This window comes from Microbispora corallina (assembly GCF_016863035.1).
In the GTDB taxonomy this organism is placed as follows: domain Bacteria; phylum Actinomycetota; class Actinomycetes; order Streptosporangiales; family Streptosporangiaceae; genus Microbispora; species Microbispora corallina.
Map to the genome: position 1 here is coordinate 69,129 of NZ_BOOC01000036.1, position 21,736 is coordinate 90,864.

Consider the following 21,736-nt stretch of genomic DNA (forward strand, 5'->3'; position numbering starts at 1 on the left):
GCACTCGCTCCTTTACTTATCCGCCTCGGGCGTCTGCGCCCTCTGAGGTTCTTCCTGAACGGCCCGCTCGGGTGTGTCCCGTCCGGTTTGCGCGGGATCGGCGGCCCGGACCGCCTCGGCGGGAGCCGCGCCGCTCCGCCTCTCCGAGTCGATCAGCTCGTTGAGCCAGCGGACCTCACGCTCGACGGACTCCAGGCCGTGGCGTTGGAGCTCGAGGGTGTAGCTGTCCAGCCGCTCCCTGGTGCGGGCGAGGGCCGTGCGGACGCGCTCGAGACGCTCCTCGAGGCGACTGCGGCGGCCCTCCAGGATGCGCAGGCGCACCTCCGCCTCCGTGTGGCGGAAGAAGGCGAAGCGGACGCCGAAGCTCTCGTCCTCCCAGGAGGAGGGACCGGCCTGGCTGAGCAGCTCCTGCAGCCGCTCCTTGCCCTCCGCGGTGAGCTTGTAGACGATCTTCGATCGTCGGCCGAGAACCGTCTCCTCCGGAGGCTCCTCCTCGACGATGAAGCCGTCGTTGAGCAGGCCCCGCAGGCACGGGTAGAGGGAGCCGTAGGAGAAGGCGCGGAACATGCCGAGCAGGGTGTTGAGCCGTTTGCGCAGCTCGTACCCGTGAAGCGGCGTCTCGTTCAGCGATCCCAGGACGGCGAGCTCCAGCACGCCTCCACGAGAGCCCGTCACTGGAACCACCCCCTGTGCCCGGCCGATGTATCGACTCGATACATCCGCAGGATACGTCGCGCCGCTACATCACGCAACGTGTCAATGGTTGGGCAAGATTTGGCAAAGGGTCGTAATCTGGCCCACATGTGGTCACAGCGGTCGGTCGTGGACTACGGCCTCGCGAGGCGGGCGGCTATCCAGTCGATCCGCGCCGGCCGCATGAGGGCACGGGACGTCTGCGACGCGCATCCCTACCTGCTGCGGGCGGCCCGGTTCCTCGGCGAGCCGACGACTCGCATGTGCCCCATCTGCGAGCACCGGAACGTGACCAACGTCACATACGTGTACGGGGACGAGCTGGGACGTGTGGCCGGGCAGGTCAAAGGCACCGCGGACCTCCTGAAGATGGCCCGTGAATACGGCGAATTCAGGGTCTACGTGGTAGAGGTCTGCCAAGGTTGTTCCTGGAACCACCTGGCGGTCTCGTTCGTCCTCGGAACAGCCGACCCCCCGGGCTCCTCACTGTAGGGCGGCTACCTCCAGGAGGCCCCACCCCGCCGGCCCGCCGGCCGGACGCCGACGATTTCCCCGAAACACCTGACGAGGACGCGTGACTTACAGCAGCTACGGACCGGAGCCGACCGGCCGTCCCGAGGATCCCTCGGGTTCCGGTGGATCAGCCCGCCCTGGGCGGCGTCGTCGCACGCCCCGGGAATCGGACGACGACCTGACCGGAGGGCAGCAGCCCCCGCCCGGATGGGGCCACGCCCCCGCCCAGCACCCCCGCCCGCCGCAGCAGGGACCGGTACGGCAGCCGGCGCCCGACCCGCGCCGCCGCGAGGCCGCATTCGAGGACACGGCGGCCATGAACGCGGTGCCCCCGCCCCCGCAGGGTCCCGAGCGCAGGCCCGAGCCGCCGCGCGGCCGTGAGCCCGGCGGTCGCGACCCGCGCTACGCGGGCGGTCCCGGCGTGCCCTCCGGCCCGCCCGGCCCCGGCGGCCCCGGTGGCCCTGGCGGTCCCGGCGGCAGAGGCACGGGCCGCGGTCCCGGCGGTGACGAGCGCACGCAGGCCATGAGTGCCCCCACGGGCGGCTTCCGGCGCGGCCAGGACGACCAGGGCACGGAGATGATGCCGAGCGGCGGCCGCCGCCGCGCCCCAGGACGGCGTGCCCGCGGCGGTCCAGGCGGGCCGGACGGGCCGGGTGGGCCGGACGGGCCGGGTGGGCCGGGTGGGCCGGGTGGGCCTGGCGGTCCCGGCGGCCGCGGGCCGCGCGACCCGCGCGACTTCGACGACGAGCCCGAGCCGGACGGCAGGGGCTGGAAGCGCTTCCTGCCCAACTGGAAGATCGTCCTCGCGAGCGCCGTCGTGCTGGCGGCCGGTCTCTTCGGCATGATCGCCGTGGCGTACATCAACACGCCGCTGCCCACCGAGAAGGAGGCGCAGGAGACGGCGATCGCGCAGGGCAGCACGTTCTACTACCACGACGGCCAGGTCATCGCCCGCCTCGGCACCAAGCGCGTCGCCGTCACCATCGACCAGGTGCCCCAGCACGTCCGCGACGCCGTGGTCGCGGCCGAGAACCGCAGCTTCTACCAGGACTCGGGCATCGACCTCAGCGGCCTCACCCGGTCGGTGTGGATGACGGCGACCGGCCAGCAGACGCAGGGCGGCTCCACCATCACCCAGCAGATGGCCCGCAACTACTTCCAGGGCCTCAGCACCGAGCAGACGATCAAGCGGAAGGTCAAGGAGATCTTCATCGCCGTCAAGCTCGACAAGGAGTGGAGCAAGGACAAGGTCCTCGAGTACTACCTGAACACGGTGCCGTTCGGGCGCAACACCTACGGCATCGAGGCCGCCGCCCGGGAGTTCTTCAACAAGCCGGCGAAGAAGCTGACCGTGGCCGAGGGCGCCTACCTCGCGGGCCGCATCCAGCAGCCCGGCAACTTCGACAAGGCCGAGCTCGCGGGCGACTACAAGCCCACCCAGGAGCGCTTCGCCTACGTCGTCTCCGGCATGTCGCAGATGGTCGACGAGAACGGCAAGCCCAAGTATCCGAACATCACCACCACCGCCAAGTTCCCCAAGCCGCGGGAGGCGCGGCCCTCCCAGGAGTTCGGCGGCCTGAAGGGGTACATGATCACTCAGGCGCTCTACGAGCTGCGGACGACGCGCAACCTCAGCCGGGAGGACGTCGAGTCGGGCGGCTACAAGATCGTCACAACCTTCGACAAGAAGCTCATGCAGGCCGCGCAGAGGGCGGTCAAGGCGACCACCACCTCGATGTCGAAGGAGTTCCACGCCGGCCTGGCCGCCGTGGACCCTGCCACCGGGCGCGTCCTCGCGTTCTACGGCGGCGACAACTACATCAACGACCCGTGGAACGAGCCCTTCGACTCACGCAAGCAGGCGGCCTCGGCGTTCAAGCCGTACGTCCTGGCGGCGTGGCTCGACGCGGGCTTCAGCCTCAACAGCTGGGTCCCGGGCAGCGAGACCGTCCCGAAGGAGCTCCCGGGCACCACCAAGATCACAAATGGTGAGCGCGTCCCCTCGTCGATCGACGTGACCTACGCGACCGCCCACTCGATCAACACGGCGTTCGCGTCCATGGCCTTCGCGCTGCCCGGCAAGCTGGACGACGTCCGGTCCATCGCCGAGGCCGCGGGCATCAGCAAGAAGGCCATCGACGAGGACGAAAACGGTGTGGGCGGCGCACACGGCCACGGCTACCAGCTCGCCATCGGCAGCGTCGGCGTGACCCCGGTCGAGCAGGCCGCCGGCTACTCCATCTTCGCCAACGAGGGCAAGCACGTGGACTACCACGTGATCCAGGAGGTCCGGCAGGGCAAGACCGTCGTCTTCCCGGAGAAGCGGGACGTCCGTCAGGTGATCTCGCCGGAGTCGGCCGCGGACGCCGTCACCGCGATGGAGCAGGTCCTCAAGGTCGGTACGGCGGCGGGCAAGGGCATCGGGCGTCCGGCCGCCGGTAAGACCGGTACCAACAACGACGAGAAGGAAGCCTGGTTCGTCGGCTTCACTCCGCAGCTGTCGGCCGCGGTGGGCATGTACCGGGAGCAGTGCCGCACGGACAGCGGCAAGATCGTGCAGCCGGAGTACTCGAACTGCCCGATCACGCCAGGCGGCAAGCCGAGCAAGAAGTACGGTCCCAACAACCCGTACACCCATCCGAAGGAGGTGTCCCTGGGCTTCCAGGGCGCCGACGCGCCGACCACGATCTGGCGGACCTTCATGATGGAGGCGCTGCAGGGCAAGCCGGTCAAGGACTTCCCGGCGAAGGCCGGCATCGGCAGCCCGGAGAACATCGTGCCGAGCCCGACGCCGACCCCCTCGCCCACGCCGACGGACATCTTCCCGACCGACTTCCCGACGGACTTCCCGCCCGGACCCGGCGGGAACGGGCCCGGCGGCGGCAACGGTCCCGGCGGCTGCGTCCCCGGCGACCTGTCCTGCAACAACGACGACGGCGGGCTGCAGCTCAACCCCGGCTCGAACCCCGCCGGACCCAACCAGGGCGGCGGCACGGGCGGGACCGGCGCGCCGGCCTCGACCCCGGTCACCTCGCCCTCGGGCGCCGGCAACCGGAGATCCGGCCAGTAGGACACACGGAGGTGCAGAGGGGGCCCGGACCACGTCCGGGCCCCCTCCGTCCGCGGCGTTGAGACGGCGGCGAGACGGCCGCCGGAGGGCTCGGCGCGGTTCCGGTATCGCGGGTTTCCGCATAGCGAAGTCGCCAACGAGCCGTCTCGAATGATGCAATACCCACCATGACGACCCGGACCTCGAACGCCTCCGGCCCGCTGCCAACGGTCGGCGGGCGGGCCGTGCCGTACCTACCGCTCGGGCTTCTCGCGGGGCTGGGCGCCGTCCTCGCGTACCTGTGGAAGTACCCCTGCAGGTTCGGGGGCGTCTGGAACGGCGGAGTCGGGCAGTTCACCCACTTCTGCTACACGGACATCTATCCCCTCTACTGGGCAGAGCACCTCAACGAGGGCAAGATCCCGTACGTCGACTACCCCGTCGAGTACCCGGTCGGGATCGGCGGAATCATGGAGTTCGCGCGGCGCCTCGCCGGGGGCGACGGGGTCGCGTTCTACGACATCACCGTGGCCCTCATGGGGATCTCCCTGGTCGTGGGCGTGCTGCTGACGGCCGCCCTGGCGGGCCGCACCCGCCCCTGGGACGCCCTCTGGTACGCGGTCGGCCCGGCCGTCATCCTGTGCGCGTACATCAACTGGGACCTCGCGGCGGGGGCGCTGGCCCTGGGCGGCCTGCTGGCGTGGTCGCGGGAGCGGCAGTATCTGGCGGGCGTGCTGCTGGCCCTGGCCGTGGCCACGAAGTTCTACCCGCTGATGTTCTTCGGGGCGTTGTTCCTGCTCACCGTGCGCACCGGGAAGTGGGTGCCGTTCCTCAAGACGGCCGCCGCGGCCGCGGTCGCCTGGCTCGCGGTCAACGTGCCGATCATGGCGGTGAACTACGAGGGCTGGAAGCGCTTCTACGCCTTCAGCAGCGAGCGCGGGGCCGACTGGGGAGGGCTCTGGTTCTTCTTCCAGCGCAGGCAGATGGGGTTCCTCGCGGACGCCGAGCACCTGAACACGATGGCCATGGCCGCACTCGCCGTGCTGCTGGCCGGGGTGGCCGTGCTCGCCCTCGCGGCGCCGCGCCGGCCCCGCCTGATGCAGCTGTGCTTCCTCGCCCTGGCCGCCTTCATGATCACCAACAAGGTGTGGTCGCCGCAGTACGTGCTGTGGCTCGTGCCGTTCGCGGTGCTGGCCCGGCCGCGCTGGGGGGCGCTGGCGGCCTGGCAGGCGGCCGAGTGCTGGTACTTCTTCTCCATCTGGCTCTACCTCGTCGGCCAGACCCCGGGCCAGGAGGCCCTCGGCATCGGTGACCTGGCCTACTTCCTGTCGGTGTGGACGCGGGCGATCACCATCGTGGTCCTGATGGCCCTCGTGGTCCGCGACGTGCTGCGGCCCGAGCATGACGTGGTCCGCCAGGCGGGGATCGACGACCAGTCGGGCGGGGTGTTCGACGGCGCGGAGGACAGGTTCGCCCTGCGGTCCCGGACCGCGGCGACCGCCGCATGATCCCCGCCTGAGGCCGGCCGCGGGCGCGCCGCGGGGCGCCCGGCACGTGAAACTTTCATCGGATCTTCCGCTCGTGTGGTGGCGGTGACCGCCGGGTCACACCGTAGCCTTGGGAGACAAGTGAGCCGGCGAACGCCGCGGGACACGGGGGTGGGGGCGCAGGTGCGACACAGGCCGCCATGGCTGGTGCTGCTGGTCTGGGCGCTCACCCGGGCCGCGCTGTTCCTCGCGGCGACGCAGGTCGTCCCCGTGGGGCACAACGGCTCGTTCGAGAACGACGTCGAGCTCTACCGGGAGTGGTCCGGCGTGCTGCTCCGCGGGGAGTTCCCCGCGGGCGACGACAAGTGGCAGTACCCGCCGTTCGCGGCGCTGCCCATGCTCGCGCCCCACCTGCTGCCCTTCGGCTACCGGAACGGCTTCTACCTGCTGGCCGTCGTCTGCGACCTGGCCATCCTCATGCTGCTGTGGCGCTTCTCCCTCCGGGAGGGGGCGGGCCGCACCGGCCTGTGGGCCTGGACCGTGGGCGCGGCGTTGCTCGGGCCGCTGCTGATCTCGCGCTACGACCTCATGGTCACGCTGGTCGCCGTCCTCGCGCTCACCGCGTCCGCCGACCCGGCCGTACGGGGGTCGCTGATCGGGATCGGGCTGATCGTCAAGGTCTGGCCGGTCGCGCTGCTGACCGGGCTGCGCCGCTGGCGCGAGCTGCTGACGGCCGGCGGTTCGGCGGCGGCGGTCGCGGCCGTGGGCTGCGTCGTGGCGGCCCTCGCGATGCCGCACGCCCTCGACTTCCTCACCGCCCAGCAGGACCGCGGCCTGCAGATCGAGTCGCTGGCCGCCACGCCGTTCGCGTTCGCCAGGGCCGTGGGGTGGTGGGACGGCTTCACCACCTACCAGCACGGCGCGATGGAGGCGGTGGGCGCGGGCGTCGGCACGGCGGAGACCGTGAGCCTCGTCGCGACCCCGGCCGCGCTGGCGTTGATGGCCGTCTGGTGGTTGCGCGCCGCCCCGAGCGCCCTGTCCTACTACGACGCGGCGCTCACCACCGTGCTCCTCCTCGTGCTGACCAGCCGGGTGCTGTCGCCGCAATACCTCATCTGGGTGCTCGGCGTCGCCGCCGTCGCCCTGTCCGTACGGCGGGACCGGCCGGGTCCGGGGCAGCGGCCGGCCGCGTGGCTCGTGCTGGTCTCCTGCCTCCTGACCGGGGTCATGTACCCGTGGATGGAGGAGGACTACAGCTGGAAGGGCGCCCTGCCGGGCACCCTCGTGCTGGTCGCCCGCAACCTGGTCCTGCTCGCCGCCACGGTCGTGTCGTTCGTGCGGCTGTGGCGCGACACCCGGCGAAGCGCGCATGCCCAGGACGAGGCGGCGGAGCAGGAGCCCCTACCCGTCCGGTGACCTCGCCAATCCAGAGATTCGTCCACAGCCTGTGGACAAGTGCTACAGGTGCTTGCGCAGGAACGCGATGTCGTCGGCCTGGCCCTCGGCCGGCGTCTCGACCACGATCGGCGCCCCGCCCGCGGCCCGGCAGACCTCGACGATGACCTCGGGGTCGATCTGCCCGCTGCCGATGTTGGCGTGCCGGTCGGCTCCCGAGTCGAACGCGTCGCGCGAGTCGTTGCAGTGGACCAGGTCGATCCGGCCGGTGATCGCCTTCACCCGCTCGACGACGCCGACAAGTTCCTCACCTCCTGCGTGGAAGTGGCAGGTGTCGAGGCAGAACCCGATCACGGACGGGTCGGGGGCGCCGGCGGTGACCGCGTCCCACAGGCGCGCGATGCGGTCGAGCTTGCGGGCCATGGCGTTGCCGCCGCCCGCCGTGTTCTCGATCAGGACGGGGATCGGGCACTCGGTGCGCTCGAAGACCTTCCGCCAGTTGTCGAAGCCGATCTGCGGGTCGTCGCCGGCGTTGACGTGGCCGCCGTGCACGATCAGGCCCTTGGCGCCGATGGACGCGGCCGCCTTGAGATGGCCGTCGAGGAGCTTGCGGCTCGGGATGCGGATCCGGTTGTTCGCGGTCGCCACGTTGATGACGTACGGCGCGTGGACGTAGACGTCGACGTCGGAGGCGCGCAGGGCGTCGGCGGACGCCGGGACGACCGGGTTCTTCCAACCCTGGGGGTCGCCCAGGAAGAACTGCACGACGTCGGCGTCGCGGGCCGCCGCGTGGGCCAGCGGGTCGTCCTGGTCGACGTGGGCTCCGATGCGCCGGGGGCGCTCCTCGCCGTGGTGCGTGTCCATCCCGGTTCCTCCATCACTCGCGTGTCGCGGCGTCACCGCAGGAAGGCCGCCGAACGCGGAAGGGCGAACTCTAGGCCCTGTCCAAGAGCGTTTCAAGAGGGCGCGCCAGGGCAGTCGCACGTCGAACGCGCCCTGCTCCCCGCGCGCCGATGATACAAGGAGACGAGCATGAGATATCGCGTCGGCAGCTTCCTCTTACTCATCTACATCCTCATTGGCCTCTACGTGGCCTGGGTCCACCACTACCTCACCCCCACCCTGCTCAAGCAGATCGCCCAGGCGCTGCTCGCCATCTTCCTGTGGTTCCTCGTCCTCCTCGGCGTCGATCTGCACATCGGAGGATGACCCCGGCCGCCGGCGCCCTCCCGCGCGGGACGGGGCTTCCTCGCGAAGCCGCGCGGGGCCGGTTCCACCGTCTGGGCTTGGTTCCACCGTCAGGGCTTGGGGACGAACCCTCCATGGGCGATCCCCAGCGCCACCCCCACGAACGACCCCACCACCCCCACGATGATCAGCGAACGCTGGGCGGTGGTCGACGAGACGTACTGGGCGTACAGGCCGCCCCAGAAGCCGATCGCCCCCGTCCACGCCGCGACCACGTGAGCCCTCACGACGAACCCGGTGACGAACGCCACGAGACCGAGCGCCAGCGTGGCGATCGTCATGGCGTTCTCCAGCGGATGCGGCCTTCCGTCCGTGTTCAGGGTGAGACGGAAGGACAGGCTCCGCCCCGTGCCGATGACGTGTCGCATAGACCGCGCACCCCCTCTCAGCTTCAGTTTCACTCTCCGGGCGGCGCACGGCCAAGGGGCTGATAGCCTTGTTCGGCTGCGTCTGATATGGGTCCCGGCGGTGGTGACCGCCTCCGGCGCCCGCGCAGTGTCCTCCTGTCACGGCAGAGCGTCGTGACCGCAAGAGTCCAGAGGAGGTTGGATACACCTATGCGTCGCTACGAGATGATGGTCATCCTCGACCCGTCCCTCGACGAGCGCACCGTGCAGCCCTCGCTCGACCAGTTCCTCACCGTCGTCCGCAACGACGGCGGCACCGTGGAGAAGGTCGACGTCTGGGGCCGCCGCCGGCTGTCGTACGACATCGCCAAGAAGTCCGAGGGCATCTACGCCGTGGTCGACCTGACCGCCGAGCCCGCCACGATCAAGGAGCTGGACCGTCAGCTCAACCTGAACGAGGGCGTGCTCCGCACCAAGGTCCTCCGCCCCGAGCTTCACTGAGCAGTACCGGAAGCCCGGCTTTTTGTCGGGCTCTGGCCGTACTCTGAGCCCTACACGGCTCAGCTGACGGGATAGGAAGGCGAAAGCGACCGATGGCAGCAGGCGACACCACGATCACCATCGTCGGCAACCTTGTCGACGACCCGGAGCTGCGCTTCACCCCGACGGGGCAGGCCGTGGCCCGGTTCCGCATCGCATCCACTCCGCGGTTCCTGGACAAGCAGACCAACGAGTGGAAGGACGGCGAGGGCCTGTTCCTCACCTGCAACGTGTGGCGTCAGGCGGCGGAGAACGTCGCCGAGAGCCTGCAGCGCGGGATGCGGGTCATCGTCCAGGGACGGCTGCGCCAACGGTCGTACGAGACCAAGGAAGGCGAGAAGCGCACGGTCTACGAGGTCGAGGTCGACGAGGTCGGGCCCTCGCTGCGCAACGCGACGGCGAAGGTCAACAAGACCGCCCGCCAGGGCGGCGGCTTCGGCGGCGCACCGGCCAACGACCCGTGGGCGACCGCGGCCCCCGCTCCCCAGGGCGGCGGCTTCGGCGGCGGCCAGCAGGGCGGCGGCTTCGGCGGCGGCCAGCAGGGCGGCGGCTTCGGCGGCGACTTCAGCGACGAGCCGCCCTTCTAAGGCGCCTCCTCCCCGTCTCATCACCACAGGAAAACCGAGCGACCATTCCCGCATCACGCGGGGCTCTGAAAGGAGCACCACGATGGCGAAGCCGGCAGTTCGCAAGCCCAAGAAGAAGGTTTGCCTCTTCTGCCACGACAAGATCTCCTACGTCGACTACAAGGACACGGCGCTGCTGCGGAAGTTCATCTCCGACCGCGGCAAGATCCGTGCCCGCCGGGTGACGGGCAACTGCACCCAGCACCAGCGCGACGTGGCGACCGCTATCAAGAACGCCCGTGAGATGGCCCTGCTGCCGTACACGAGCACGGCGCGCTGAGAAAGGAGACTCAGGACATGAAGCTCATCCTCACCACTGAGGTCTCCGGGCTCGGCGCCCCCGGCGACGTCGTCGAGGTCAAGGACGGCTACGGCCGCAACTACCTCATCCCGCGCGGCTTCGCCATCCGGTGGACCCGCGGCGCCGAGACGCAGATCGCCTCCATCAAGAAGGCGCGCGGCGCCCGGGAGATCCGCGACCTCGGCTCGGCCAAGGAGGTCGCCGGCAGGCTCGGCGCCCTCAAGGTCCGGCTCACGACCCGCGCGGGCGACTCCGGCCGGCTGTTCGGCTCGGTGACGACGGGCGACATCGCCGACGCCGTCAAGGCCGCCGGCGGCCCGCAGCTCGACCGCCGCCGCATCGTGATCGACAACGCGATCAAGAGCGTCGGCACCCACAAGGTCAGCGTCCGGCTCCACCCCGAGGTGGCGGCCACGATCGACGTCGAGGTCGTCGGCGCCTGACACCTGCTCACCGGAGGACCCTTCCCGTCCCGGGAGGGGTCCTTCGCGTTTCTCCACCGAAACGCAACAATGTCGTCCATCCCTCCAGGTAAACGGGGGTACTACGGAACGCTAGTATTTCCCCAGCCAAATGCGCGGAATCCGTAGATGACACCCTTGATGGAGGCCGAGATGCGCCGTCCCCACCTGCCGCTGGCCGTCGGCGCCCTCACGCTGGCGGCCGCCGCCTGCGCCCCGGCGTCCGACACCTCCACCACGACCGCGAGCCCGGCCGGTTCGGCCGCCGCCTCGGCCTCGGCCTCCTGCTCCCCCGCCTCGCTCCCGCTCGTGACCCCCGGCAAGCTCACGGTCGGCACCGACAAGCCGGCGTACGAGCCGTGGTTCAAGGACGACGACCCCTCCAACGGGCAGGGCTTCGAGAGCGCCGTCGCCTACGCCGTCGCCCAGAAGCTGGGGTTCGGCAAGGACCAGGTCAGCTGGACCGTCGTGCCGTTCGACTCGTCGTTCGCCCCCGGGCCCAAGCAGTTCGACTTCGACATCAACCAGGTCTCCATCACCCCCGAGCGCGCCAAGGCCGTCGACTTCAGCCAGGGCTACTACACGGTCAAGCAGGGCGTCGTCGCCCTGGAGGGCTCGAAGGCGGCCGGGGCGACCAGCCTCGCCGAGCTGAAGGACGTGAAGATCGGCGTCCAGGCCGCGACCACCGCGCTCGAGGCCGTCCAGCAGGTGATCAAGCCGACGAACGACCCGAGCGTGTTCAACCAGCAGGTCGACGCCGTCAACGCGCTGAAGAACAAGCAGATCGACGCCATCGTCGTCGACCTGCCCACCGCCTTCTACGTCACCGCCGCCCAGGTGAAGGGGTCGAAGATCGTCGGGCAGTTCTCGGCGGCCTCGGGCTCGCCTGAGGAGTTCGGCCTGCTGTTCCAGAAGGGCAGCAAGCTGGTGACCTGCGTGGACAAGGCGCTGGGCGAGCTCAAGTCGTCCGGTGAGCTCGCCGGGATCGAGAGCCAGTGGCTCACCGCCGCCGCCGGCGCGCCGGAGCTGAAGTGACGGACGACGAGGCCGGCTCACCGGCGGCCGCGCCGGTCCCGGCGCCCCACGCGGGCGGTGAGGCCGGCTCACCGGCGTCCTCCACGGACGGTCGCGCGGGCGCCTCAGCCCGGACGGACGGCGCGTCCCCCCTCCCCGGCCAGGGGGAGGCGGGAGCTTCGGCGGCGGAGTGGGTGAAGAGCGAGCGGCAGGTGCGCCGCGAGGCGGAGCTGCGCGCCCGGTCCCGGCGGTCGGCGACGGTCGCCACGGCCTCCACGGTGCTGGCGGCCGTCGTCCTGGTGGTCGCCGTGACCGCGTCGCCCGGGTGGCCTCGGGTCCAGGAGACGTTCCTGAACCCGGGCGCGTTCGCCGAGGCGCTGCCCGACGTGCTGCGCGGCTTCCTGCTCAACATCAAGATCTTCCTCATCGCCGAGGTGCTGATCCTGATCCTGGGGCTGCTCGTGGCGCTGGTGCGCGGCCTGCGCTCGCCGGTGTTCTTCCCGTTGCGCGCCCTCGCCGTGCTATACACGGACGTCTTCCGCGGCGTCCCGGTGATCCTGCTGGTGTACCTGGTGGGCTTCGGCGTCCCGGCGCTCCAGCTCCAGGGAGCCCCCAGCGACCCGGTCACGCTCGGCATCATCGCGCTCGTGCTGTCGTACGGGTCGTACGTCGCCGAGGTGTTCCGCTCGGGCATCGAGTCGGTCCATCCCAGCCAGCGGGCCGCGGCGCGCTCGCTGGCGCTGACCCACGGGCAGACCATGCGCCACGTCGTGCTGCCCCAGGCGGTCCGGAGGGTCGTCCCGCCGCTGCTCAACGACTTCGCCTCGCTCCAGAAGGACAGCGCGCTCGTGGCGGTGCTCGGCCCGCTCGAGTCCCTCCGGCAGGCCCAGATCCACGCCGCGTCGTCGTTCAACTACACGCCCTACCTGACGTCGGCCCTGCTGTTCATCGCCCTGACCGTGCCCATGGCGCGGTTCACCGACCACCTCGCCGCCCGTACGGCACGGCGGCGGACGGGAGGCGGGACCATATGAGCCTGCTGACGATCGACGGCGTCTGGAAGCAGTACCACGACCACAGCGTCCTGCGCGGCATCGACCTGGAGGTGGCGCCGCACGAGGTGGTCTGCCTGATCGGCGCCTCCGGCTCGGGCAAGTCGACGCTGCTGCGCTGCGTGAACCTGCTCGAGACGATCGACGACGGAGCGATCTTCCTGGACGACGCCGAGATCACGGATGTGCGGGCCGACCCGGACGAGGTGCGCAAGCGGATCGGGATGGTCTTCCAGTCCTACAACCTCTTCCCGCACATGACCGTGCTCGACAACATCACGCTGGCCCCCCGCAGGGTCCACGGCGTGCGGCCGCGGGAGGCCGAGGAGCAGGCCAGGGAGCTGCTCGACCGGTTCGGGCTGTCGGACAAGGCCGGGGAGTACCCCGACCGGCTGTCCGGCGGCCAGCAGCAGCGGGTCGCGGTGATCCGGGCCGTGGCGACCCAGCCGCGGCTGCTGCTGCTCGACGAGGTCACCTCCGCGCTCGACCCCGCGCTGGTCACCGAGGTGCTCGGCGTCATCCGGGAGCTGAAGGACGCCGGGATGACGATGATCCTCGCCACCCACGAGATGGGGTTCGCCCGCGACATCGCCGACACCGTGTGCTTCCTCGACGGCGGCGTGCTGCTGGAGCGCGGCTCGCCCGAGCAGATCTTCACGGCCCCCGAGCATCCCCGGACGAGGGAGTTCCTCCAGCGGATCCTCGAGGCCCGGCGGATGTGACGCCACCTCGGCGTGGCCAGCCTGCGCCGGGGGGGTCGCTGTGACGGCGCCTCCCGGCGGGCTCTGCTCGGGAGGGTCGGCCGGTCCGTCTCAGGCGCCGGTGACGAGCCACGCCGCGCCGTACGCCCGGACGGTCAGCGTGACCAGCCGCGCCAGCATCCAGACGCCGAGCGCCAGCCACAACGTGACGAGACCTCCCGCGAGGGCCGCGAACGGCAGGTAGGCCAGCGTCGTCGCCACCCCGGCCCAGGCCAGGTAGCGCTGGTCGCCCGCGCCGATCAGCACCCCGTCCAGCACGAACACCACGCCCGCGACCGGCTGGAGCAGCGCCACCGGCCAGAGCGCGGCCTCCAGCTGGGTGGCGACGGCCGGGCCGGCCCCGAACAGCCCGGGGACCGCCGGCCGCGCGAGCAGCACGACGGCGCCGAACAGCACGCCGCAGACCACGCCCCACAGCACCATCCGCCGCGTCGCCGCCCGCGTCGCCGCCGCGTCGCCCGCGCCCAGCGTCCGGCCGGTGATCGCCTGCCCCGCGATCGCGATCGCGTCGAGGGCGAACGCCAGGAACGTCCAGATCCGGGCCGCGATGGTGTGCGCCTCGATCTGCTCCTCGCCCATGCGGGTCGCCAGCGACGTGGCCACGAGCAGCACGATCTGCAGGCTCGCCGTACGGACGACCAGGGCGAAGCCGGCCGCGCCGGCCGCGCGCACCCCTGCCAGGTCGGGCAGCAGGGAGGCGCCGTGCCGCCGGGCCCGCCGCACGACCAGCACGACGTACACGGCCGCCGACAGGGTCTGGGCGACCACGGTCCCCCAGGCCGACCCCGCGATCCCCCAGCCGAGACCGAGCACGAACCACAGGTTGAGCAGGCCGTTCAGCGCGAACGACCCGACGGACACGGCCAGCGGCGTCCGCGTGTCCTGCAACCCCCGCAGCACGCCCGTGCCCGCGAGGACCAGCAGCATCGCGGGGACGCCGAGCAGGCTGACCCGCAGGTACGTGACGGACAGCGCGGCGAGCTGGTCCGCCGCTCCGAACAGGTGTACGATAAATGGTGCAAGAGGCCAGCACGCCGCGCAGACGGCCAGGCCGATGGCGGCCGCCAGCCAGAGGCCGTCCACGCCCTGACGCATCGCCTGCCCCACGTTCCCCGCACCCAGCCGCCGGGCCACGGCCGCGGTGGTCGCGTACGCGAGGAACACGCACAGGCCCACCAAGGCCGACAGGGCCGCGCTGGCCACGCCAAGAGCGCCGAGCGCGGGATCGGGGAGGCGGCCGACGATGACGGAGTCCGTGAGCAGGAAGAGCGGCTCGGCGACGAGGGCCCCGAACGCCGGGACCGCCAGCCTGAGGATCTCCCTGTCGTGGGCCCGGCTCTGCCGGACGTTCCGGCCGGCCCCGGTGGTAAGCGGCATAACCCTATTTTGCGGCTTACCGCCCCATGCCCGATCGGTATCGGCGTGTCTCCCCGACTTTCTTTCCTCCACAGCTGGTGGACATCGATTCCGCTGGTCAGGCCCGTTTCTCGGCGAGAGCGACCATCTTGTCCACAGGGCTGTCCCCAAGGTTTTCCCAGGGCTGACGGGGAGTCTGCACATGTTATCCACACCCTTGTCGACAGGCCGGGTTGCCCGATGAGGGCGTGGACCGGGAGACTGGCGGACCGACCTGAGGACGCTGGGGCGGCTGCGCAAGGGGGTGTGAGGTGAGCGTGCTCGACTTCCCGGGAGGTTCGGGAGGATCGGAATCGACGTTCGAGCGGACGCCGCCGAACAACATCGAGGCCGAGCAGTCCGTCCTGGGCGGCATGCTGCTGTCCAAGGACGCGATCGCCGACGTCATCGAGGTGCTGCGCGCCGAGGACTTCTACCGCCCCGCCCACCAGATCATCTTCGACGTCGTCATCGACCTGTACGGCCGGGGCGAGCCCGCCGACTCCGTCACCGTCTTCGACGAGCTGCAAAAGCGCGGCGAGGTCGCCCGCGTCGGCGGCGGCGCCTACCTCCACACGCTCACCGCCATCGTCCCGACAGCGGCCAACGCCGGCTACTACGCCAAGATCGTGCGGGAGCAGGCCGTCCTGCGCCGCCTCATCGAGGCCGGCACCCGCATCGTCTCCTACGGGTACGGCGGCCAGGGCGAGGAGGTCGACGAGCTCGTCGACCGGGCGCAGGCCGAGATCTACAAGGTCACCGAGCGCCGTACCTCCGAGGACTACCTCCCCCTCGCCGAGATCATGCCGGCCGCGCTCGACGAGATCGAGGCCATCGGCAGCCGCGGCGGCCAGATGGTCGGCGTCCCCACCGGCTTCCAGGACCTCGACGCCCTCACGAACGGCCTCCACCCCGGCCAGATGATCGTGGTGGCTGCAAGGCCCGCGATCGGCAAAAGCACCCTTGGTCTAGATTTCGCACGGTCTGCGGCGATTAAGCATGGAATGACCACGGTCATCTTCTCGCTGGAGATGTCGCGCAACGAGATCACCATGCGTCTGCTGTCGGCCGAGGCGAGGGTGGCCCTGCACACCATGCGCTCCGGCATGATGAACGACGACGACTGGACGCGGATGGCCCGCCGGATGGGCGAGGTGGCCGAGGCGCCGCTGTTCATCGACGACTCGCCCAACATGTCGATGATGGAGATCCGGGCCAAGTGCCGGCGCCTCAAGCAGCGCCACGACCTGCGGTTCGTGATCGTCGACTACCTCCAGCTGATGAGCTCGCCGAAGAAGACCGAGAGCCGTCAGCAGGAGGTCTCCGAGCTCTCCCGGGCGCTGAAGCTGCTCGCCAAGGAGCTCGAGGTGCCGGTCATCGCGATCTCCCAGCTCAACCGTGGTCCCGAGCAGCGCACCGACAAGCGCCCCCAGGTGTCGGACCTCCGTGAATCGGGCTCCATCGAGCAGGACGCCGACATGGTCATCCTGCTGCACCGGGAGGACGCGTACGAGCGGGAGTCGCCCCGCGCGGGTGAGGCCGACCTGATCGTGGCCAAGCACCGCAACGGCCCCACGGCCACGGTGACGGTGGCCTTCCAGGGGCACTACAGCCGATTCGTGGACATGGCCACTCACTGACCGCGGGAGTAAACGAAAGAGGCGAGTGAGGGCAAAGGGGCGGCAGTAGAGTCGGCCCATGCGATTCCCGCGCGGAGCCGTCACCGTCGTCACGCTGCTGTCCCTTGTCGCCGTCCAGGCCGCCGTGCCCCCGTCGTACGCCACGACCATCCGGACGGCCCGCACGGTGAGCACCGCGACCCGCACAACCGCCGTGACGGCCAAGCAGGCGAACGCGAACGCGAACGGGACCGTGCCGGTGCCGCCGGCGGGGCGGCCGGTCGACACCTCGCACCCCTCGCGGGTGATCGGGAACGGTACGCCGGGCAGTTGCACGTCGCGGGCCGTGGTCGCGGCGGTGGCCAAGGGCGGGATCATCCGCTTCTCCTGCGGCCCCAAGCCCGTCACGATCCGGATGACGGCGACGGCCAAGGTCCGCAACGCGAGCGCCCGCGTCGTGCTCGACGGCGGCGGGAAGGTGACGCTGAGCGGCGGCGGCGTCCGGCGGATCCTGTACATGAACACCTGTGACAAGGCCCAGGGGTGGACCACGTCGCACTGCGACGACCAGGAGCAGCCCCGGCTCACGGTGCAGAACCTGACCTTCGCCGACGGCAACGCCACCGGGCAGCGGACCGACGGCGGGGGCGGCGGGGCGATCTTCGTCAGGGGCGGCCGGTTCACCGTGGTGAACTCCCGGTTCTATCGCAACCGCTGCGACGCCACCGGTCCCGACGTCGGCGGCGCCGCGATCCGGGTGCTCGACCAGTCGCACGATCTGCCGGTCTACGTCGTGGGCAGCACGTTCGGCGGCGCCCCCGGCAAGGGCGGCGTCTGCTCGAACGGCGGCGCGCTCAGCAGCATCGGGGTCTCCTGGGTCGTGCTGAACAGCGTCCTGACCTACAACCGGGCCGTCGGCCGGGGCGCGAACCCGGCGCGCGGCGGCACCCCGGGCGGCGGCAGCGGCGGGGCGATCTACACCGACGGCAACCGGTACACCGTGCGGATCGCGGGCTCGCTGATCCAGGGCAACTCCGCCAGGGAGGGCGGCGGGGCGATCTTCTTCGTCAGCAACGACATGACCGGCACGCTGCGGATCGAGCGGTCGGCGCTGCGGAACAACCACAGCGCCGGGTTCGAGACGGCGGGCTACCCGGGCGTCTTCTACAAGGGCGCCGGGAAGCCTGCCGTCGTCGGCAGCACGCTCAAGTAGCGGCGTCAGGGCAGCCAGTACGGACGGATCTCGATCTGGCCGTACCGGGCGAACGGGTGGGCGGCCGCCACCTCCACGGCCTCGTCGAGGTCGGCCACCTCGATGATGTCGTAGCCGGCCATGAGGTCCTTGGTCTCGGCGAACGGCCCGTCGGCCACCAGGATCTCGTCGCCGCGGACGCGGACGGTGGTGGCGTCGCTCGGGGGCCGCAGGCGGTTGCCGTCCAGGCGTACGCCCCGCCGGCTCATCTCGTCCACCCAGTCCTCGGCGGGCACCTCGGGCACGTCGTCCACGGTGTGGTCGGTGCAGATCAGGAGCATGTACTTCATGCGGTGGTCTCCCTTCGACGTCAACCCGACGAACGGCCAGCCCGCGGATCGACATCGGGAGCGCGGTCAGGCGCAGACGTCCCGGTACGGCACGCCGGGGAAGTGCCGGCGCCACTCGGCGTCCGTCAGCGTACGCCCCGCGCGGGCGCAGACGGCGGCCGCCTGGAGTGAGGGGGCGACGGGCACCTCGCGCAGGACGCCGGTCGCGTCGAGCAGCCGCAGGACCGAGCCGTCCGGGGAGAACGCCAGCGCCGTGGTGGCGGCGCTGCGGCCGGGGACGGCCGCCCCCAGCGGGCCGGGCGACGTGGCGTCCCAGAGTTGCAGGCTGCCGTCGCCCAGGACGGACGCGGCGACGTCGCCTCTGGGGGAGTAGGCGAGGCCGGCGATCCCGCTCTGGACGGTCCCGGGCCGGAAGACGGGACCGCGGCGGCGGCCGGTGGCGAGATCCCAGAACGAGAGGCGGCCGGAGGAGTCGCCGGTCAGGATGGTGCGGCCGTCGGGGCTGATCATCGGTGCGGACACGGTCTCGTCGATGCCTCCCGGCCCGTACGGCGGCCCGGTCGGGCGGCCGGTGGCGAGGTCGATGAGACGGTTGGCCGAGCGGTCGCTGATCGCGATCATGTCGTGCCCCGGCCGGAAGACGGCGTCGACCGGGATGCGCGTGTCGATCGTGGTCGTCCAGACGCCCCGCCGCAGGTCCCGTACGAGCAGCCGGTCGTGCTCCTCCCCCTCGGCGCCCGAGGTGGAGGCGGCGGAGACGACCATGAGCGTGCCGTCGGCGTTCACGGCCAGGCCGTCGGCGTACCAGCCGGAGGGCAGTGCGATCGGCGTCGTCTGCGCGCGGGAGCCGGTGTCCCAGACGCGGACGACGTCGGCGCCCGGGCCGTCGACGGCGGCGAGGAGGCGGCCGTCGCCGCTGAGGGCCAGGTGCGGGCCTGTCACGTCCGACAGCCGCAGCGGCGTGCCGAGCCGGCGCCGGCCGGCCGGGTCCCAGAGCACCAGATCGCGGGAGCCGGGCTCGCGGGTGACCAGGAGTCGCCCGTCGCCGCTGAAGATCGCGTCCTCCGGGGCGGGCCCGGGGAGGCGGGACGGCCCGGCGAGGTCGCCGACGTCGAGGGTGACGACGGTGTCGTCGACCAGGTAGCGGAGGTTGGGGCCGTCGAAGCCGAAGGACTGCGCGCCGGCCCGGTAGGTCAGCAGCCGCTGGCCGTCGGCCACCCGGATGAGCTGGAAGGAGGTGTCCCTCCAGGCGACCAGGAACCGGCCGTCGGGGCTGAAGCGGATGCGGCCCTCGGCCCCCCACGCGCCCTCCGGCTGCCGGGGGAGGAGCCGTCCGGTCGCGAGGTCGGTCAGGCAGATGCCGGAGGGGCCGCCGAGTGCCAGGACGCGGGCGTCGGGGCTGATCGCCACGGTGTCGGCACGGCCGGGGCAGAAGGCCGGCGGGCGCCATCCCGCGACGGGACGGCCGCCGGGCAGCCGCCGGAGGTGGGGACGGCGGGAGAAGTCGGCGACGGCCAGCCGCCCGGCCGCCGGGCTGAACGCCGCGTCGAGGACCCCAGACTCGGAGGACAGCTCGGCGCCGGTGCGGGTGTCCCAGATCGTGGTGCCGTCGCCGATGCGGAGCTGGACGTAGCGGTCGTCGTCTCCCATCTCCACGCCGCCGAACAGCGCGGGCGCGTCCACGGGGAGGACCGCCCCGGTCGGCGTGCCGGTCGCCGTGTCCCAGACGCGGACGACGCGGGTGGAGGCGACGGCGAGCAGGCGTCCTGAGCCGCCGAGCGCGGCGCCCAGGAACGCGTCGCCGTCCAGGCGCAGGCCGTCCCAGCCGCCGGCCCTCCATCCCGTCCTCAGGTCGTAGATCCGGACGCCCGTGGGCGTCACCGAGAAGAGGCGGCGCCCGTCCGAGGTGATCAGGCGGACCGACTCGCCGGTCGGCACGGGGTCGGTGAACACCGCCCGCTCGCGCTGGACCCAGGAGCTCGTGAGGGCGGCCCGGGTCGCGGTCGTGGGGGAGAGCCTCCAGGCGGCGACGCCGAGGAGCATGGCGGCGGCCGGGTCGGTGGTGCGGGAGGCGCCGGCGTCGGCCGCGGCCTGCGCGGCCAGCGCCTGGTTCCGCTGGCCGGCGACGATCTCGCCCTGCCGTACGGCGACCTGTCCCTGCCGGACGGCGACGGCGCCGCCGGTGAGGGCGAGCACGAGCAGGACGCCGAGGGCGGCCGTGAGCAGCCGGCGGCGGCGCGCCCGCCGGCGGGTGGCCGCCTCGCAGGCGTCGAGGAAGGCGCTCTCCAGCGGGCTGAGCCGCAGGTGGCGGCGGCCGGTGGCGGCCCAGCGGACGGCGGTCTCCAGGCGGCCGCCCTGCAGGACGTCGCCCTCGCGCCTCCCGTGGCCGTCCCACTGCCGGGCCGCCTGCCGGATCATCGAGTGGACGGCGAGGCCGTCGCGTTCGTCGTCCACCCACGCCCGCAGCCGGGGCCAGGCGCGCAACAGAGCCGGCCGGGCCAGGGCGAGCTCGTCGCCCCGGGTGGAGACGAGGTAGGCGAAGACGTCGAGGATCCGCTGGAGGGCGGCCGTCTCGCCGGCCGTCCTTCCCGCGAACAGCTCGTCCCGGTGGAGCGTCCGGAGCGTGAGGTCGCCGCTCTCGGCCATGCCGACCATGCGGAGGAAGACGTCGGGAACGAGGTTGCGCTCCGCCGGTCCGAGGAAGCCGTACGCCTCCTCGGCGAGCGTGCCGAGGCCGGGGTCGGCGGGGGTGTCGGCGCCCAGGAGGCCGGCCTCGGCGCTGCCCGCCCTGAGGAGGTCGGCCGGGCCGCCGGGGTGGGCGATCAGGCCGAGGAGGAGCTCCCGGGCGGTGGGCCGCTCGTCCGGCTCCTTGCTGAGGGCGGCCGCCGCGAGCGCGCGCAGGGAGTCCGGCAGGACGCCGAGGTCGGGGTCGGTGGCCAGCACGCGGTGCATGACCGCTCCGAGGCTCTCCGCGCGGAACGGGTCGTCGCCGCTCGCCGCGTACAGGACGACGGCTCCCCAGGAGAAGACGTCGGCGGGCGCTCCCGCGCGGCGGCCCATGAAGACCTCGGGGGCCATGTACGTGGGGGTGCCGGTGACCAGCCCGCTCGCGGTGAGCGACATCTCCAGGGTCCTGGCCACGCCGAAGTCGATGACGCGCGGGCCGTCCGGGCCCAGGAGCACGTTGTCGGGCTTGAGGTCGCGGTGGATGACGCCGGCGTCGTGGATGGCGGCCAGGGCGGTCGCGACGGCCGTGGCCAGCCGGTGCAGGTCGTCGCCCTGGAACCGGCGGCCGTCCGCGACGGCCCGGTGCAGGCTCGGCCCCTCGACGTACTCGCTGACGATGTACGGCTTGGGCGCGTCGAGGTCGACGGCGAGCACCCGGGCGGTGCAGAACGAGGCGACCCGCCGGGCGGCCGTGGCCTCCTTGCCGAACCGGGCGCGCAGGTCGGGGTCGCCCGCCGCGTCGCCGTGGAGGACCTTGACGGCGACCCGGGCGCCCTCGGGGTCGTAGGCCTCGTAGACCACGCCCTGGCCGCCCGCGCCCAGGCGTCCGGCCAGCCAGAACTCCCCGAGCTGGGGCGGGTCTCCGGGGAGCAGCGCGGACGCCGGTGCCATGTGTTCACTCCCTCGCCTGCGTGGTCGGTCCGGCCATTAGATGCGGGCGGGGGCGCGGAAGTTGCGCCGGGCACG

Annotated in this window: 20 protein-coding genes; 14 read left to right on the forward strand and 6 right to left on the reverse strand. The window is 71.8% G+C overall.

Features of this window, described 5'->3' with window-relative positions; all coding sequences use genetic code 11:
• Nucleotides 1–12: 12 nt before the first annotated feature.
• Nucleotides 13–675, reverse strand: coding sequence for a PadR family transcriptional regulator (locus Mco01_RS30870; protein ID WP_051458220.1), 663 nt, complete (start codon nt 673–675; stop codon nt 13–15).
• 126 nt (nt 676–801) lie between these two features.
• Between Mco01_RS30870 and Mco01_RS30875 the strand changes: the two genes are divergently transcribed.
• The 4 genes from Mco01_RS30875 to Mco01_RS30890 all read left to right on the forward strand — a co-directional run bounded on the left by Mco01_RS30875 (nt 802) and on the right by Mco01_RS30890 (nt 7,158).
• Nucleotides 802–1,185, forward strand: coding sequence for a DUF5318 family protein (locus Mco01_RS30875; RefSeq protein WP_204060373.1), 384 nt, complete (start codon nt 802–804; stop codon nt 1,183–1,185).
• Nucleotides 1,186–1,522: 337 nt separating this feature from the next.
• Nucleotides 1,523–4,276 (forward strand): transglycosylase domain-containing protein, encoded by a 2,754-nt coding sequence (locus tag Mco01_RS30880; protein WP_204060374.1) that lies wholly within the window; start codon nt 1,523–1,525, stop codon nt 4,274–4,276.
• A 167-nt stretch (nt 4,277–4,443) separates the two neighbouring features.
• Complete coding sequence (locus tag Mco01_RS30885) at nt 4,444–5,763, forward strand: glycosyltransferase family 87 protein (RefSeq protein WP_204060375.1); 1,320 nt, start codon at nt 4,444–4,446, stop codon at nt 5,761–5,763.
• A 162-nt stretch (nt 5,764–5,925) separates the two neighbouring features.
• On the forward strand, nt 5,926–7,158 hold the full coding sequence (locus tag Mco01_RS30890) for a glycosyltransferase family 87 protein (RefSeq protein WP_204060376.1): 1,233 nt from the start codon (nt 5,926–5,928) through the stop codon (nt 7,156–7,158).
• A gap of 42 nt (nt 7,159–7,200) precedes the next feature.
• Here Mco01_RS30890 and Mco01_RS30895 read toward each other — a convergent pair whose 3' ends face one another.
• Complete coding sequence (locus tag Mco01_RS30895) at nt 7,201–8,001, reverse strand: deoxyribonuclease IV (protein WP_036324740.1); 801 nt, start codon at nt 7,999–8,001, stop codon at nt 7,201–7,203.
• Nucleotides 8,002–8,169: 168 nt separating this feature from the next.
• Here Mco01_RS30895 and Mco01_RS30900 point away from each other — a divergent pair, with 168 nt between their 5' ends.
• Nucleotides 8,170–8,346: a hypothetical protein gene (locus Mco01_RS30900; protein WP_204060377.1), complete on the forward strand. Its 177-nt coding sequence runs from the start codon at nt 8,170–8,172 to the stop codon at nt 8,344–8,346.
• 89 nt (nt 8,347–8,435) lie between these two features.
• Here the strand turns inward: Mco01_RS30900 and Mco01_RS30905 are convergent, their stop codons facing one another.
• On the reverse strand, nt 8,436–8,753 hold the full coding sequence (locus Mco01_RS30905) for a hypothetical protein (RefSeq protein WP_051458217.1): 318 nt from the start codon (nt 8,751–8,753) through the stop codon (nt 8,436–8,438).
• A 189-nt stretch (nt 8,754–8,942) separates the two neighbouring features.
• Between Mco01_RS30905 and rpsF the strand changes: the two genes are divergently transcribed.
• The 7 genes from rpsF (at nt 8,943) to Mco01_RS30940 (ending at nt 13,448) form a co-directional block, all read left to right on the forward strand.
• Entirely contained in the window at nt 8,943–9,233 is a 291-nt protein-coding gene (rpsF, locus tag Mco01_RS30910; protein ID WP_036324739.1) for a 30S ribosomal protein S6, read from the forward strand.
• Between the two features lie 92 nt (nt 9,234–9,325).
• The gene (locus Mco01_RS30915) at nt 9,326–9,859 is read left to right on the forward strand and encodes a single-stranded DNA-binding protein (RefSeq protein ID WP_204060378.1); all 534 of its coding nucleotides are present in this window, start codon (nt 9,326–9,328) and stop codon (nt 9,857–9,859) included.
• A gap of 82 nt (nt 9,860–9,941) precedes the next feature.
• Nucleotides 9,942–10,178, forward strand: a complete 237-nt coding sequence (rpsR, locus tag Mco01_RS30920; RefSeq protein WP_036324737.1) for a 30S ribosomal protein S18 — start codon at nt 9,942–9,944, stop codon at nt 10,176–10,178.
• Between the two features lie 17 nt (nt 10,179–10,195).
• On the forward strand, nt 10,196–10,642 hold the full coding sequence (gene rplI, locus Mco01_RS30925) for a 50S ribosomal protein L9 (protein WP_204060379.1): 447 nt from the start codon (nt 10,196–10,198) through the stop codon (nt 10,640–10,642).
• A gap of 147 nt (nt 10,643–10,789) precedes the next feature.
• Nucleotides 10,790–11,695, forward strand: a complete 906-nt coding sequence (locus Mco01_RS30930) for an ABC transporter substrate-binding protein (RefSeq protein WP_239104022.1) — start codon at nt 10,790–10,792, stop codon at nt 11,693–11,695.
• Entirely contained in the window at nt 11,692–12,708 is a 1,017-nt protein-coding gene (locus Mco01_RS30935) for an amino acid ABC transporter permease (protein WP_239104023.1), read from the forward strand. The genes Mco01_RS30930 and Mco01_RS30935 overlap by 4 nt, the downstream gene beginning before the upstream one ends.
• Entirely contained in the window at nt 12,705–13,448 is a 744-nt protein-coding gene (locus Mco01_RS30940) for an amino acid ABC transporter ATP-binding protein (RefSeq protein ID WP_204060380.1), read from the forward strand. Before Mco01_RS30935 ends, Mco01_RS30940 begins: the two co-directional genes overlap by 4 nt.
• A gap of 90 nt (nt 13,449–13,538) precedes the next feature.
• Here the strand turns inward: Mco01_RS30940 and Mco01_RS30945 are convergent, their stop codons facing one another.
• Complete coding sequence (locus Mco01_RS30945) at nt 13,539–14,864, reverse strand: MATE family efflux transporter (protein ID WP_204060381.1); 1,326 nt, start codon at nt 14,862–14,864, stop codon at nt 13,539–13,541.
• Nucleotides 14,865–15,154: 290 nt separating this feature from the next.
• Here Mco01_RS30945 and dnaB point away from each other — a divergent pair, with 290 nt between their 5' ends.
• Nucleotides 15,155–16,522 (forward strand): replicative DNA helicase, encoded by a 1,368-nt coding sequence (dnaB, locus tag Mco01_RS30950; protein ID WP_239104024.1) that lies wholly within the window; start codon nt 15,155–15,157, stop codon nt 16,520–16,522.
• A gap of 58 nt (nt 16,523–16,580) precedes the next feature.
• On the forward strand, nt 16,581–17,714 hold the full coding sequence (locus tag Mco01_RS30955; RefSeq protein ID WP_204060382.1) for a hypothetical protein: 1,134 nt from the start codon (nt 16,581–16,583) through the stop codon (nt 17,712–17,714).
• Between the two features lie 5 nt (nt 17,715–17,719).
• Here Mco01_RS30955 and Mco01_RS30960 read toward each other — a convergent pair whose 3' ends face one another.
• Both Mco01_RS30960 and Mco01_RS30965 read right to left on the reverse strand, forming a co-directional pair.
• On the reverse strand, nt 17,720–18,043 hold the full coding sequence (locus tag Mco01_RS30960) for a YciI family protein (RefSeq protein ID WP_204060383.1): 324 nt from the start codon (nt 18,041–18,043) through the stop codon (nt 17,720–17,722).
• A 66-nt stretch (nt 18,044–18,109) separates the two neighbouring features.
• Nucleotides 18,110–21,661, reverse strand: coding sequence for a WD40 repeat domain-containing serine/threonine protein kinase (locus Mco01_RS30965; RefSeq protein ID WP_204060384.1), 3,552 nt, complete (start codon nt 21,659–21,661; stop codon nt 18,110–18,112).
• Between the last annotated feature and the right edge of the window lie 75 nt (nt 21,662–21,736).